The 13,643-nt window shown below is 72.1% G+C and carries 8 protein-coding genes; 3 read left to right on the forward strand and 5 right to left on the reverse strand.

Annotation, left to right across the window (positions count from 1 at the left end; translation table 11 throughout):
• Nucleotides 1-4 precede the first annotated feature (4 nt).
• Together OG344_RS01445 and OG344_RS01450 are read right to left on the reverse strand one after the other, a co-directional pair.
• Nucleotides 5-2,164, reverse strand: coding sequence for an HAD-IIIC family phosphatase (locus tag OG344_RS01445; protein WP_405086621.1), 2,160 nt, complete (start codon nucleotides 2,162-2,164; stop codon nucleotides 5-7).
• A 65-nt stretch (nucleotides 2,165-2,229) separates the two neighbouring features.
• On the reverse strand, nucleotides 2,230-3,153 hold the full coding sequence (locus OG344_RS01450) for a TauD/TfdA family dioxygenase (RefSeq protein ID WP_405086622.1): 924 nt from the start codon (nucleotides 3,151-3,153) through the stop codon (nucleotides 2,230-2,232).
• A 500-nt stretch (nucleotides 3,154-3,653) separates the two neighbouring features.
• Here OG344_RS01450 and OG344_RS01455 point away from each other — a divergent pair, with 500 nt between their 5' ends.
• The gene (locus OG344_RS01455) at nucleotides 3,654-9,173 is read left to right on the forward strand and encodes an amino acid adenylation domain-containing protein (RefSeq protein ID WP_405086623.1); all 5,520 of its coding nucleotides are present in this window, start codon (nucleotides 3,654-3,656) and stop codon (nucleotides 9,171-9,173) included.
• Between the two features lie 66 nt (nucleotides 9,174-9,239).
• On the opposite strand, the gene OG344_RS01460 is transcribed toward OG344_RS01455, so the two are convergent.
• The 3 genes from OG344_RS01460 to OG344_RS01470 all read right to left on the reverse strand — a co-directional run bounded on the left by OG344_RS01460 (nucleotide 9,240) and on the right by OG344_RS01470 (nucleotide 11,457).
• A complete protein-coding gene (locus tag OG344_RS01460) occupies nucleotides 9,240-9,617 on the reverse strand; it encodes a class I SAM-dependent methyltransferase (RefSeq protein ID WP_405086624.1) in 378 nt (125 codons plus the stop codon).
• A gap of 44 nt (nucleotides 9,618-9,661) precedes the next feature.
• Nucleotides 9,662-10,645 (reverse strand): DUF2332 domain-containing protein, encoded by a 984-nt coding sequence (locus OG344_RS01465; RefSeq protein WP_405086625.1) that lies wholly within the window; start codon nucleotides 10,643-10,645, stop codon nucleotides 9,662-9,664.
• Nucleotides 10,646-10,737: 92 nt separating this feature from the next.
• The gene (locus OG344_RS01470) at nucleotides 10,738-11,457 is read right to left on the reverse strand and encodes a TetR/AcrR family transcriptional regulator (RefSeq protein ID WP_405086626.1); all 720 of its coding nucleotides are present in this window, start codon (nucleotides 11,455-11,457) and stop codon (nucleotides 10,738-10,740) included.
• Between the two features lie 56 nt (nucleotides 11,458-11,513).
• On the opposite strand from OG344_RS01470, the gene OG344_RS01475 reads away from it, so the two are divergent.
• Nucleotides 11,514-12,989, forward strand: coding sequence for a hypothetical protein (locus OG344_RS01475; protein ID WP_405086627.1), 1,476 nt, complete (start codon nucleotides 11,514-11,516; stop codon nucleotides 12,987-12,989).
• On the forward strand, nucleotides 12,989-13,585 hold the full coding sequence (locus tag OG344_RS01480) for a helix-turn-helix domain-containing protein (protein ID WP_405089031.1): 597 nt from the start codon (nucleotides 12,989-12,991) through the stop codon (nucleotides 13,583-13,585). Before OG344_RS01475 ends, OG344_RS01480 begins: the two co-directional genes overlap by 1 nt.
• Nucleotides 13,586-13,643 lie beyond the last annotated feature (58 nt).

A 13,643-nucleotide genomic window follows, 5' to 3' on the forward strand; every position in this document is an offset into this window, starting at 1 on the left:
CGGATCAGCCGTTCCCTGATTCAGACCCCGATTCGAGCCCCGATTCGAGCCCCGATTCGAGCCCTGATTCGAGCAGGGCGTCGATCTCCTCGTCCGACAGGCCCGCGAGCTCGTCGAGCAGCCCGGCCAGCTCCTCGTCGCCGGTCTCGGCGAGCTGCCGCTCCTCGATCACCTTGGCGACCTCGGCGATGGTGAAGGAGGTGGTGTAAAGGGTGTCGAAGGGCAGCTCGACCCCGAACTCGGCACGCACCCGCGCCATGAACTGCACCAGCCGCAGCGAGTGGCCGCCCAGCTCGAAGAACCCGTCGTTCACCGAGGTGGGCGGCTTGTCGAGCAGCTCCGCCCACCACCGCATGACGGTCGCCTCGACGGGGGTCGCCCCGGCGATCTCGGCGGCCACCACTGACACCGGGCGGGCGGCCCGCATCGCCTCCAGGATCGCCTCGGGGCCGGTGAGCCGGGTCGCGATCCGCTCGACGGCCGCCCATCCGGTGGGCGCCGCCGCCCTCTCCTCAGCAGCGCCCGATGGGTGGACGGGTGAGTGAACCGGTGCGTGGACGGGTGAATGGACGGGTGAATGAACAACGGCCGCGGCGTCGGCCGCGGTGAGGACGTACCACGCCGTCTCCGCCGCCTCTTCGCCGTACGGCTCGGCGGTGGCGGGCAGGGTGGCCAGGAAGTCCCTGGCGGGCTGGTTGCGCTCGGTCGGCCGGAAGGACAGCGCGACCCGGGCCAGCCCGCGGTCGCGCGCGAGCGCGCCCAGGTGGGCGAGCATGCGGTGCTCGACCCCGCGCCCGAGGGCGCGGCAGCTCAGCAGGAACGCGCCGGCGCGCAGCGTGTCCCCGTCCGTCCGAACTTCGGTGAGACCGACGACGCCGTAGTCGCCGAACCGGTCGCGCACGTCCACCACGAAGGTCTCGTCGCCGTCCAGGCGCCGCGTCCCCGACAGGTTGAACTGGTTGGTCCGCTCGGCGAGCTGGGCGGCCCGCGCCTCGTGCCCGGGGCCCGCCGGGGTGATCGTCACCCGCAGGTCGAGCGTGGCGAAGAAGTCGGCGAGGGACATCTCGCCCCTGGCCTGCTCACGCCGCCGTTCCTCCTGGTAGCGCCGGGTGCGGTCGCGGTCGGCGTCGGTGACGGCGGCGAGGTCGAGCGGCCAGCAGTGCCGCAGGAACGCCGCCGCGTCCGCGGCGCCGGGCGGCATCTGGAGGGTCAGCACCTCGGGGCAGCCGGCCCGGACCTCGGCGCACTCGACCGGGCTGTCGTCGAGGAAGACGAAGGAGTCGAGCCCGAGGTTGAGCTCGTCGGCCAGCGAGCGCAGGGCCTGCGACTTTGCCTCCCAGCCGACGCGCATCGCCGTGACGTCGTCCAGGCCGAACGGCAGCCCGGGATGCCGGGCGAAGACCTCGCGGACGTCCTTCTCCGCGTTCTTGCTGCACAGGCACAGCAGCCGCCCCGCCGCGACCTGCCGGGCCAGCTCCCGCCAGATCTCCTCGCGCTCCGGGCCGATCACGACGCCGTCCGGGCCGTCCTCGCCGACCACGCCGTCCCACAGCGTGCCGTCGCAGTCGGCGACGACGACCTTGGGACGCGGGGTGGTCACGGCCTGGAGGCGGCGTACGGCCGCCGCGGCGAGCGCGGCGAAGTAGTGGTCGGTGTAGGGGACGTTGCCGGTCCGGTCGGCGAACGCGTCGTGGACGGCCTCCGGGTCCGCCGGCTCGTACGGCTCGGCGGAGGTGAGCACGCCGACCGCGCGGTCGTCCTTCAGCGCCTCGGCCAGCCCGGCGGCCAGGCGCGCGTGCGCGCCCGGCGAGCCATGCCCGGGCGAGGCGGGGCAGATCGCGACGAGATGCGGGGTGCCCGCCGCGGCCGCCGACGTCCGGAGCGCGGTGGCGAGGTCGTCCGCGGCGGCGTCGAGAGCGGCCGGATCCTCGTCGGCGGCGCCGGCCGTGACGTTTCCGGCGAGGTCCTCGGCGCGGACGAGGACGACCACGGCGCCGGCCCGGCCGAGCACGCTGCCCGGGTCGAGCAGCGAGGGGAAGACCTGGTCGTACGGAGCGAAGGCGACGTCCCCCTCGGTCCCCAGCTCGGCGAGCCAGAATCTCAGGGCGTCCCCGAGCGGCTCGGCGGTGAAGGTCGCGGCGACCCCCAAAGCGATCTTGCTCACTGCGGATCCCCTTTCAGCCGGAGACGGCTTGGAAGTCTGGGAGGCTGCTTTCAGTCGGACGGGGCTCAATCAGACATGGCGACGAGGACGCGGCGGGAGCCGGTGAAGGGCCGTCGGCCGTGACCGACGAGCACGTTGTCGATCAGCAGCAGGTCGCCGCTCCGCCAGTCGACGTCCACCGCGTTGTCCAGGCCGCGGTCGCGCGCCTGGATGACGTGGTCGCCGGGGATCGGCGCGCCGTCCGGGAACGTCACGGACTGCGGCAGCTCCTCCGGCGGCATGAGCTCGGCGAGCATCGCGGCCGTCTCGTCGCCGAGCGAGGCGGGGTGCCACTGGTCGGCCTGGTTGAACCACACCTCGGCCCCGGTCACCGGGTGCCGGGTGGTGGACGGCCTGATCTGGGAGACCCGCACGCCGCCGTCGGGCCGCCACTGCCAGTCGGCCCCGATGCCGTCGAGGAACTCGGCCACCCGGTCGCGGTCCTCGGTCTCGAACGTCTCCTGCCAGCTCTTGCCGAGTCCCCGGCCGGCGTGCAGGTTCTGGGTGTAGCGCACGCCCTTGGCGAAGGCCTCCCTGACCTCGTCGTCGAGCGACTCCAGCCAGCGCACGCCGTCCACCACCGGGGTGGCCCCGCCGGTCTCGGCCGCCTTCTCGCAGAAGAACAGCAGCCGGGAGGGCCAGGCGGCGGAGTACGACAACTCGTTGTGCATCGAGATCGTGTACTCGGGCGGGTACTCGGTGGAGGTGTAGACGTTGCCGCCGACCTTGGTGCGTGGCGAGTTGCCGTGGACGTACGCCAGCCGGTTGGGCAGGAGCATGTCCATGACCGGGTCCAGCGTCTCGGGCGTAACGCCGAAACCCCGGAAGACGAGGGCCTTCTCCCGCGCGAGCAGATCGCCCACGTCGAGCCCGCGCAGGCGCTCGACCAGCCCCTCCGGAGTGGCGGGGCCGTCGGGGTTTATCTCCAGGGGCGTCCAGCCGTCGTTCATGCGTCCTCCTGCTGAGCGATATCCGGCCGTGATCGGCCACGACGACGAGTCGAATTGAGGAGGCAGGCGGGCCCTCGAATAGGCGGCGCCCCTGCGGAAATTCATTCCGGCGGCCAACATAGAACCCGGATAGGGTGCCGCGCAAGAAACAAGTTCCACGCCTTTCCCGACCATGCCGGTCAGGTAATTCGACACCTCGCTGTAACGCTCCGCAATGCCTGCACGGCCGGACCTTCCCTCGTCTGCGCATGATCACGGAAGGTCGATTTCCTCTTACCGAATGTGGCCGAGGGCAGGTCAATGTAAGGCTTGCGTTACCAGGGTGTATCACGTATCGTAATAATCCTTTCGTGGGAGCGCTCCCATTCGTCCCGCCGCCATAAGTGGCGAGATACGCGGCGACCCCTGCGGAATTCAACGTTCAGGCGTTTCTCGATCAACCACTTTTCCGTCTGGTCAGTTGGCGCCTGCGCATTAGTGCGCAGAGAGGAGAACGCTCGGTGACGATAACGCCGACGACTGACAACGAGCATCTAATAGCGTCGCTTTCCCCACGCAGGCAGGAGGCGCTGCGCCGGCTGCTCGCCGCCCGGGCGGCCGCCGCGGACGCGATCACTCCGCGCGGCGCGGGACCCGCCCCCTGCTCCTACGAGCAGGCCCAGATGTGGCTCGGCGCCCGATTCGCCGAGGGCGCCCCGGCGCCGAACGCCACGATCGGCCTGCGGCTCGCCGGCCCGCTCGACGTCCGGGCGCTGACCATCGCCCTCGACACCCTGGTCGAACGCCACGAGATCCTGCGCACGGTCTACGAGGGCGACGGGCCCGAGCCCCGGCAGGTCGTCCTCGACCCCGGGCCCGCGCCTCTCGACGTCGTCGACCTGCGCGACCTGCCCGGGTCCGAGCGGGAGGAACGGGCCCGGGAGATCACGTCACGGGCCGCGGTGGAGCGCTTCGACCTGGAGACCGGGCCGGTCCACCGTACGACGCTGGTCCGGCTGGGCGACGAGGACCACGTGCTGATGTTCGTCTGCCACCACATCGCCTGTGACGGGTGGTCGGTCGGCATCATCGTGGACGAGCTCACCACCGTGTACGCCGCCGCCCACGAGGGCCGCCCCGCCGGGGTCGCCCCTCCCCCGCTCCAGTACGCCGACTACGCGGCCTGGTCGCGGCGTGAGCTGACCGGCGAGCGGCGGGAGCGGCGGCTCGCGTACTGGCGCGACCGGCTCGACGGCGCCGCCTCGGTCGAACTGCCGATCGCCAGAAACGACCAGGCGATCCCGGAGGGCAGGCGGAGCGACTGCCACCTGTTCACGCTGCCGGAGGAGGTCCTGCGGGCGCTGCGGGAGGCGGGCGGCCCCGGGACCACGCCGTTCGTGGCCCTGCTCACGGTCTTCTCGATGGCGCTCGCGCGCTACACCGGGCAGGACGACCTGACGATCGCCACGGTCGACGGCGGGCGCCGCCGGGTGGAGCTGGAGCCCGTGCTCGGCTGCTTCGTCAACGCCCTGCCGCTGCGCGCCGACCTGTCGGGCAACCCCTCGTTCCGCGAGGCCGCCGCGGGGGTGCGGCGGCGGCTCGGCGAGGCGCTCACCAACCACCTGCCGTTCTCCGAGCTGGCGGGGGCGCTGCGCGACCGGGACGCCCGCAACTTCTCGCTGTCCACCGTGGGCTTCTCGCTGCGGGTCTTCCGCGACCAGCGCGGGCGCTGGCCGGGGCTGGAGGCGTCGGTCTGGGCGCACGAGGTCGACGACTTCACCTACGACCTCGCGCTGCTGGTGCACCTGAACGGCGGCGGCGACCCCGAGCTCTACCTGACCTACCAGAAGGACCGGTTCGACGCGGACGCGGTCGCCCGGCTCGCCGGGCACTACCGTGCGCTGGCCGAGCGGATCGCCGCCGCCCCGGACACCCCGCTCGCCGACCTGGACCTGCTGACCGACGCCGAACGCGACCTCGCGCTGGGCGCCTGGAACGACTCGGCCCGGCCGTACCCGGACGTGGCCCTGCCCGAGCTGCTGGAACGGCACGCGGGCTCCGATGCGGTCGCGGTCGCGTTCGAGGGCCGCACCACGACGTACGCCGAGCTGCACGCCCGCGCCAACCAGGTCGCGCACCTGCTGCGCGAGCGGGGCATCGGGCCCGAGGACACGGTGGGCGTGCTGCTCGACCGGAGCCCGGAGCTGATCGCCTGCCTGCTCGGCGTGTGGAAGGCCGGCGCGGCGTACCTGCCGATGGATCCCAAGTTCCCCGCGCAGCGCGTCTCGGACATGCTGTCGATCGCCGCGACCCCGCTGGTCCTGACCTCGGCGGGGTACGCGCACCTGTTCGACGGCGTCGACGCGCTGGACGACACGCTGGACGACGTGGTCGACGTCGGGAGCGGCGTGCTCGACGGCCAGCCCGCCGAGCCGGTGGGCGTGCCGTACGACATCGACCGGCTGGCGTACGTGATCTTCACCTCGGGGTCGACCGGGAAGCCGAAGGGCGTGCAGGTCACCCACCGGGGCCTGGTGAACCACGTGTGGTGGGCCGTGGAGGACCTGGCGAGCCAGGGCGACGGCGGGGCGCCGCTGTTCGGCTCGGTGGCGTTCGACCTCGTGGTCCCGAACCTCTGGGCGCCGCTCGTCACCGGGCAGCGGGTCACGGTGCTGGAGCAGGACTTCGACATGGGCGAGCTGGGCGCGCTGCTCGTCGCGGGCGGGCCGTACAGCTTCATCAAGTGCACGCCCGGGCACCTGGAGGTGCTCGGCCACCAGATCGACGCCCGGCAGGCCGAGGCGCTCGCCGGCACGATCGTCGTGGCGGGCGAGGCGCTGCCCGGGTCGATGGCCAACCGGTGGATGGAGATGCTCGGCCCGGGGCGGCTCGTCAACGAGTACGGCCCCACCGAGGCGTCGGTCGGCACGTGCGTCTATCCGGTGCGGGACGCCCAGCTCGTGGAGGTCGTGCCCATCGGGCGCCCGCTGCCCAACATGCGGATGTACGTCCTCGACGCGAACCGGCGGCTGCAGCCGGTCGGCGTGCCGGGCGAGCTCTACGTCGGGGGCGTGGGCGTCACCCGCGGCTACCTGAACCGGCCCGACCTCACCGAGGAGCGGTTCCTGGCCGATCCGTTCGTGCCGGGCGGGCGGATGTACCGCACCGGCGACCGGGTGGCCTGGGCCCGCGACGGGAACGTGGTCTTCCTCGGCCGTTTCGACGACCAGGTGAAGATCCGCGGCTACCGCATCGAGCTGGACGAGGTCAGGGCGGCGGTGCTCGACCACCCCGGCGTACGCGACGCGGTCGTCGTCGTGCACGCGTTCACGCCCGAGGACAGGCGGCTCGTCGCCTACTACGTGCCCGAGGCGCGGGAGCCGGACGACCTCGCCGATCACTGCGCGGCGCGGCTGCCGGACTACATGGTCCCGTCGATGTTCGTGCCGCTGGAGACCATCCCGCTCAACGCCAACGGCAAGGTGGACCGCAAGGCGCTGCCCGACCCGGCCGTCCGGGTGGCCGAGGACCTGGCGGAGCCGGAGACCGAGACCGAGATCGTGGTGGCCGGGGTCTGGCGGGAGGTCCTCGGCATCGAGGCGATCTCGATCGACAGCGACTTCAACGCGCTGGGCGGCCACTCGCTGCTGCTCATCCGCATGGTCGCCAAGCTGCGCCAGGCGCTGCCCTCCGACGGCTACCAGGTGACCGTGCTCGACGCGATCGCCAACCGCACCGTACGGGAGCTGGCCGCGCTGATCGACGCCGCGCGGCAGGCGCCCGAGGACGCCGCGTCCGGCCCCCGGGGGCTGCTGGTCGAGCTGACCCGGCCGGTGAAGACGCCGACGCTGTCACTGGTCTGCATCCCGTACGGCGGGGCCAGCGCGATGATCTACCAGCCGCTGGCCGACGTGCTGCCGGGCGGGCACTCGCTGTTCTCGGTCGCCCTGCCGGGCCACGAGCTCGGGGTCGAGGAGAGCACGATCCCGTTCCACGAGGCCGCCCAGCGGGTGTGCGACGAGGTGATGGAGCGGGTGCGCGGCCCGGTCGCGCTGTACGGCCACTGCGTCGGCAGCGCGCTCACCGCCGAGATCGCGCGCAGGCTGGAGGCGGCGGGACGCCGGATCGAGGCCGTCTACGTGGGTGGCAGCTTCCCGTTCGCCACCCCCACGAAGGGCCTGAACGGCCTGCTCGGCCGGATCTTCCGCAGCAAGGCGCTGGACAACGCCAACGCGCACGCCAACTGGCTGCGTGCGATGGGCGCCGACCTGCAGGACCTCGACCCCGAGCAGGTCGACCACATCATCCGCACGATGCGGGTGGACGCGCGGGCCGGTGAGGACTACTTCAGCGAGCTGGTCGAACAGCAGAGCCCGCAGCTGCGCGCCCCGGTGGTCTCGATCGTGGGCGACCGCGACGCGCTGACCGACTTCTACCAGGAGCGCTACCGCGACTGGCACTGCGTCTCCGAGACCACCGCGCTCGTCGTGATGGCCGAGGCGGGGCACTACTTCCTCCGCTACCGCACCGACGAGCTGGCCGCGATCGTCACCACCACGCACACCGCGCTGGAGCGTCCGGAGGAGTGGCGGGCGCCGGCGGAGGGCGACACGGCCACCTGGTGGCGGGAGGCCGTCTCGCTCGACCGGAAGGCCGACGTGGCCGGGCCGCAGCCCAGCCTCGGCCGGTTCTTCACGGTGGCGACCGGCCAGATCGTCTCCATGATCGGCGCGGTGATGACCGAGTTCGCCGTGCCGATCTGGGCGTACCTGAAGAGCGGCTCGCTGGTGCAGTTCGGCCTGTTCGCCATCGTCGGGCTGGTGCCGGGGCTGGTCCTCGCGCCGCTGATCGGCGCGCTGGTCGACCGGTACGACCGCAAACGGGCGATACTGGTGGCCGACGGGATGTCCCTCGCCGTCCAGGCCGGGCTGCTCGCGCTGATGGTCTCCGACACCCTGAACATGCCGCTGCTCTACGCCCTGCTGGTGCTGTTGTCGATATCGGTGACCCTGCAACGGGTGGCCTGGCAGTCGGCGGGCCCGCAGCTCGCGCCCAAGCATTATCTGCACCACGTGGGCGGGGTCGTCCAGCTCGGCAACGCCGTGGCCCAGCTGATGGTGCCGCTGTTCTCCGTCGCCGTGCTGGCGCTGATCGGCATCGAGGGCATCCTGACCGCCAACGTGGTGTGCTACGCGCTCGCGTTCACGGTGACCCTGCTGGTCCGCTTCCCCGCCACGATGGCCTGGCGGCGCCGGGAGACCGTCTCCGCCGAGATCCGCAACGGCTTCCGCTACCTGCTCCGGCGGCGGGGCCTGCGGGCGATGGCCTTCACGATGTTCATCGTTAACTTCTTCCTGTTCACCGGGTTCATCATGATCCCGCCGCTGGTGCTGTCGGTCGGCGAGCTGGCCGACACCGGGCGGGTCGCGCTGCTCGCGGGCGTCGGGGCGGTCTGCGGCGGCCTGATCATCACGCTGTGGGGCGGCCCGCGCGACCGCCGGATGTTCGGCATGCTGGCAGCCGCCGGAGTGCTCGGGATCTTCTGCGCCATCGCCGGCCTGCGGCCGTCGCTCATCCTGATCACGCTGGGCGCGTTCGGCATGTCGCTGATGATGACGATCAGCGACAGCATCTGGCTGACGATCATCCACTCGAAGGTGCCGCAGCGCTACCACGCCCGCGTCATCTCGATCAACCGGATGCTCGCGCTGTCGACCCAGCCGGTCGGGCTGGCCGTACAGGCCTGGCTGGTGGGGCTGGTCTTCGAGCCGCTGATGCGGCCGGACGGCGCGCTGGCCGGCTCGGTCGGCAAGGTCCTCGGAGTCGGCGAGGGGCGCGGGATCGGCCTGCTGTACGTGGTCTGCGGGCTTGCCATCGCCCTCACGATCACGATCGCCCTGCGTCACCCGGCGCTGGCGCGGTTCGACGAGGAGACCCCGGACGCCGAGGCCGACGACCTGGTCGGCCTGGAGGAGCTGCGCAGCCGCGGCGAGGCGCCGGAGGCGGTCGAGGTGGTCAAGGCGGTGGAGGTCAAGGCCTGACGAGTAGTGGCTCGCCGGCCGCCGTTCGCGGCGGCCGGCGGCTCACAGGTCCGCTCACAGGTCCGCTCACACATCGGCGACGAGCAGCCGGTAGCCGGCGTCGTACCGCGCGACCCGGCGCATCTCGGCGATCCCGGCCGCGAGGTCCGACCAGTGGTGCACGGTCAGGATCGCCATCGCGGCGTCGGCCACGTCGTCGGCGAGGGGCAGGGCCTCGGCCCGGGCCCGTACCACGGGGGCCGCCCCCGGCGGCCGCTGCGCGATCATCACCACGCTCGGCTCGACCGCGAGCAGGGTCCGCGGCGGCTCGTACGACCCCGCGCCCGCCCCCACGTTGACGACCGTGGCGGCGTCCCCGATCGCGGCGGTGATCCGGGCCGCGACCCTCGGGTCCGGCCTGCGGACGGCGCTGTACGTCGTGCCGATCTCGTCGTAGAGCGTCATGATCCCAGTATCGGCATCCCCGGCGTCCGCCGCCGGGCGCCCGGTCAGCCGAGCCAGTCCAGCCACTCGCCGTGCGGCCCGGTCATGGCGAGCGGGCGGCCGTCGAGCGCGGTCAGGAACGTCAGCCGGCCTCCCGGCAGACCGGCCATCAGGCCCGCGAGCACCGAGGACAGCCGGGGCGAGCCCTCGTTGGAGATCCACCGCACCGGAAGGCCGTGGGCCCGCAGGCCGCCTACCAGTGCCACGAACCGGTTCCGCGCTCCGGCGTCGAGGTACGGCATCACCGCGCTGTGGAAGACGACGACCGTCGCCCCGGCGGGCGCGGCGGCGACGAGGCCGGGCAGGGCGGCCAAGGCGTCCCCTCGCACCAGGCGCGGCGGGTCCCGCCTCGCCATCCGCACCGCCCCGCGCAGCCGCGCCAGCCGGTCGTCCTGTCCCGGCCAGACCAGGCACTCCAGCCAGCGCACCGCCTCTTCGTCGCGCACGTCGACGGGGTCGAGGTCGATCCCGGCCCGCCACACGATCTCCGGCAGGTGGTCCGGCACCGGCACCCTGCCGTTCGTCCGGCAGGTGAGCAGGACCGGGCTCGCGGCCGGTCCGATCTCCGGCCCACGGCCGGCAGGGCCGTCGTACCGGTAGCGGTAGCGGTCCGGATACAGGCACAGCCCCGCCGACGCGCCCACCTCGATCAGGGCCAGCGGCCGCGGCAGCGCCGCCAGCACGGGCAGCAGGCTCGCGCACCGGCCCGTCTCGTTGGTCTGCGTCCGCCGGGCGAGCACGGTCTCCCGCACTCGGTCCCAGTGCCGTACGGTCCAGGCGCGGAAGCGGCCGAAGTCGTCGTACGGCCCGCCGAGGAAGCGCACCGCGGCGAGCAGCAGGTTGGGCTGCCGCTTCGGCTCCGGCAGTCCGTCGATCAGTTCGAGCAGCCCGGGGTCGGCGGCGACGGCGAGGCCCAGCGCCTCGTAGACCGGGCTGTGCCCGCTGACCTCGCGCTCCGCGAAGTACCGGTACCACTCCGCCGTCTCCATGCCCGCCTCCCAGAGAACGCCGCAGGCTTCATCAAATCAGGTCAAAACGCTTCCTGGCCGACCGGCGGTGACGTAGTTGTCGGACGGCGAGATCACAGCAGCCTGCCCGCGATGCCGTCGAGGATGAAGTCGAGTCCGATCGCGAAGCGTTCCTCCGGCGTGGGACCGGCCGGATGGGCGAGCCAGCTCGTCAGGCGAGGCAGGCGGCCGTCGGCGGCGGCCAGTTCGTGAAGCGTCGCGATGGCGGCGTACAGCCGGGCCTCGTCGTCCAGGCCGTAGCGCCGCTCCAGGCGGGCCTCCTCGCTCTCCTGCAGGGCGCTGCCGAAGACGTGTCGGTCGATCAGCGCCGCGTAGGTCATGGCATCGCCGACGGTCGCCCCCCGCTGCACGAGGACGGTGAGCATGAACTCCAGCCGGCGCATCATGTGCGGGCCGGCCGGAGGGCGGGCGTGGACCAACACGGCGAACCAGGGGTGCCGCGCCGTCATCCGCCGAGTTTCCAGGGCGAGCGTGCGCAGGTCTGCGCGCCAGTCTTCGCCGGGATCCCCGGGGAGCGGGATCTCGGCCGTTGCCGCGTCGAGCATGAGGTCGAACAGGCCTTCCTTGCTGAGCACATGCCGATAGAGAGCCATCGGCGAGTACGGCCCGAGGTGGGCGGCGACCGCCTTCATCGTCAGGCCGTCCAGTCCGGCCTCGCCGGCCACGCGGATCGCCGCCGCCACGATCTTCTCCCGGTCCAGCGCGCGCCGACGCGGCGGAGGCGGCGGCTGGGTCCAGATCAGCGGGACCGGATTCGTCTCTTCCCCACCCATGGTTTTAGTGTATGAGATATACACAATGTGTACGTCGTAAACTCTCAAGGAGGCCTATGATGACAGAGACGGCGACGGCGACGGCGACCGACGCGTTCGACCCGCCGGGGATCCGGCTGGGCATCGTGAGGAGCGTCAGCTACGGCCTGTTCGGCCCGCCCGGAACGTTCGTCCCCCAGGCTCGATCGCTGGGGGCCGGGATCCTACGGGCGTACGTGTACTGGAGCCAGGTCGAGCCCGAACCTGGCCGCTACCGCTGGGAAGTGGTCGACACGCTGCTCGACCAGCTGGACGGCGACGAGGAGGTGTGGATCACGCTGTGCTCCAGCTCCCCGTGGGCGACCCGGACGCCGACCGACTTCCTGCCGCCCTCCCCGGCGCACGACCTGAGCGCCTACGCCGAGTTCGTACGCCGGGTGGTGCGCCGCTGCGCGGGACGGGTGCGCTACTGGCAGTGCGACAACGAGCCGAGCAACACCGACCTGTTGTGGGCCGGGACCGCCGCCGAGTACGTCGCGCAGTTGAAAGTCATGTACGACGCGGTCAGGGAGGCCGACCCGGCGGCCGCCGTGGTACTCGGCGGCTGCGGCTACGACGTGCTCAGCAGCGAGGCGGGAAGCGAGCCGTGGCGTTTCTTCGAGTATGTGCTGTCCCACGGCCGCGACGCCTTCGACCTGTTCGACGTGCACCTGTACGGCGACGCCTCCGCGGTCCCCGCCCACATCGAGGCCGTGCGGGAGTTGATGCGGGCGCACGGCTGCCTCAAACCGGTGGTGGTGGGCGAGTACGCCGCGCCCGTGCCGTTCGAGTTCCCCGACGCCCAGGCCGTCATGTACGAGGTGTTCGCCGAGGCCTTCGCCGAGGGCGCGCACGTGCAAAGCACCGAAGAACTGGCCGCCAGGGTGCGGCAGGACACCCCCGAGCGACGGGCCATGGCCGCGCTGTACGCGCGGATGCCGCATCTGCCGCCCCGGCTACAGATGTTCATGGACGGGTGCCCGCCCGAGCTCGAGGCCATGCGGCACCGGATCAACTGCCGCCAGCTCGTCGCGTGCACCCTGCAGGCGCTCGCCGCCGGAGTCCGCCGAACCCTTTACTGGAACCTCGCGCCCGAGGTGCCCGGACCGGCCGACCCTCTGCAGATCATGCATCTGATGTTCGGCAAGCTCGCCATGCTCGGCTACCGGGGCGGCGAGCTCGCCGTCCGGCACCCGGCGGCCGGCACCTTCGCCCTGCTCGCCGCGCAGCTCGCCGGGGCCGGCCGGGTGACCCGCGTGCGGCCCGCCGAGCCGCCCAGCCTGTTTGCGTTCGAGGTCGAGCGTCCGGAAAAGGGGCCGCTACTGGTGCTGTGGGACCGTCGTGACATGGTCGACGGGGAGGCTCAACCGCCCGTCACCGTTTCCTGGCCCTGGGACGATTCCGCCGCGACCGCGGTCGACGCGTTCGGCGAGCCTCACCCGGTCGAGGTCCGCGACCGGCGGCTGCGACTGTCTGTTTCTGACACGCCGGTGTTCGTCAGCCCCGGAACCTGATCGGATCGCATCAGGCCTACCTTCGGCGTGGGCCGTGGCGGCAGACTGTCGTCGACCACCCGTACGCCCGTGAGCTCGGTGATTTCCTGCGTGCCCGGCGCGGCCGGTTGCGCCCCCAGGACGTCGGCCTGGAGCCGGGGCCCCGGCGCAAGGTGGCCGGCCTGCGACACGAGGAGGTCGCGCTGCTGGCCGGGCTGAGCACCGACTACTACCAGCGCATGGAGCAGGGTCGCGACAGTCGTACTTTGCCGCTTATGCCGGTGGTGGATTTCCTGACCGATGATGAGGCTGCTGCGTACGGGCGGTTCTCGGGGCCGCCGTCGCGGGCGGATCTGGAGCGGGTGTTCTTCCTCGATGATGAGAACACCGAGCGGCGGGAGCCGCCGTTTGATCATCAGCGGGAGCTCCGGCGGGCCTATGGATGGAAGGACTTCGTCTCGGTCGAGCCTGAGTTCGTCGCGTGGGTCGCGGCCCGCTCGTGGACCTCGGGTGATGGCCCGAAGATCGCCGAGGCCAGCGCCAGCGTCGCGTCGATCTGGGAATCCATCGCGACCGCCGACGGGTCCTCCGCACAGCCGGCGGGGTCGGCCCGGTAGAGGGTGGCGGAGCCGCCGGCGCCAGCTCAACGAGCCACCCGGACCAGTCGCAACATCG

Source organism: Microbispora sp. NBC_01389, assembly GCF_045040095.1.
GTDB lineage: Bacteria > Actinomycetota > Actinomycetes > Streptosporangiales > Streptosporangiaceae > Microbispora.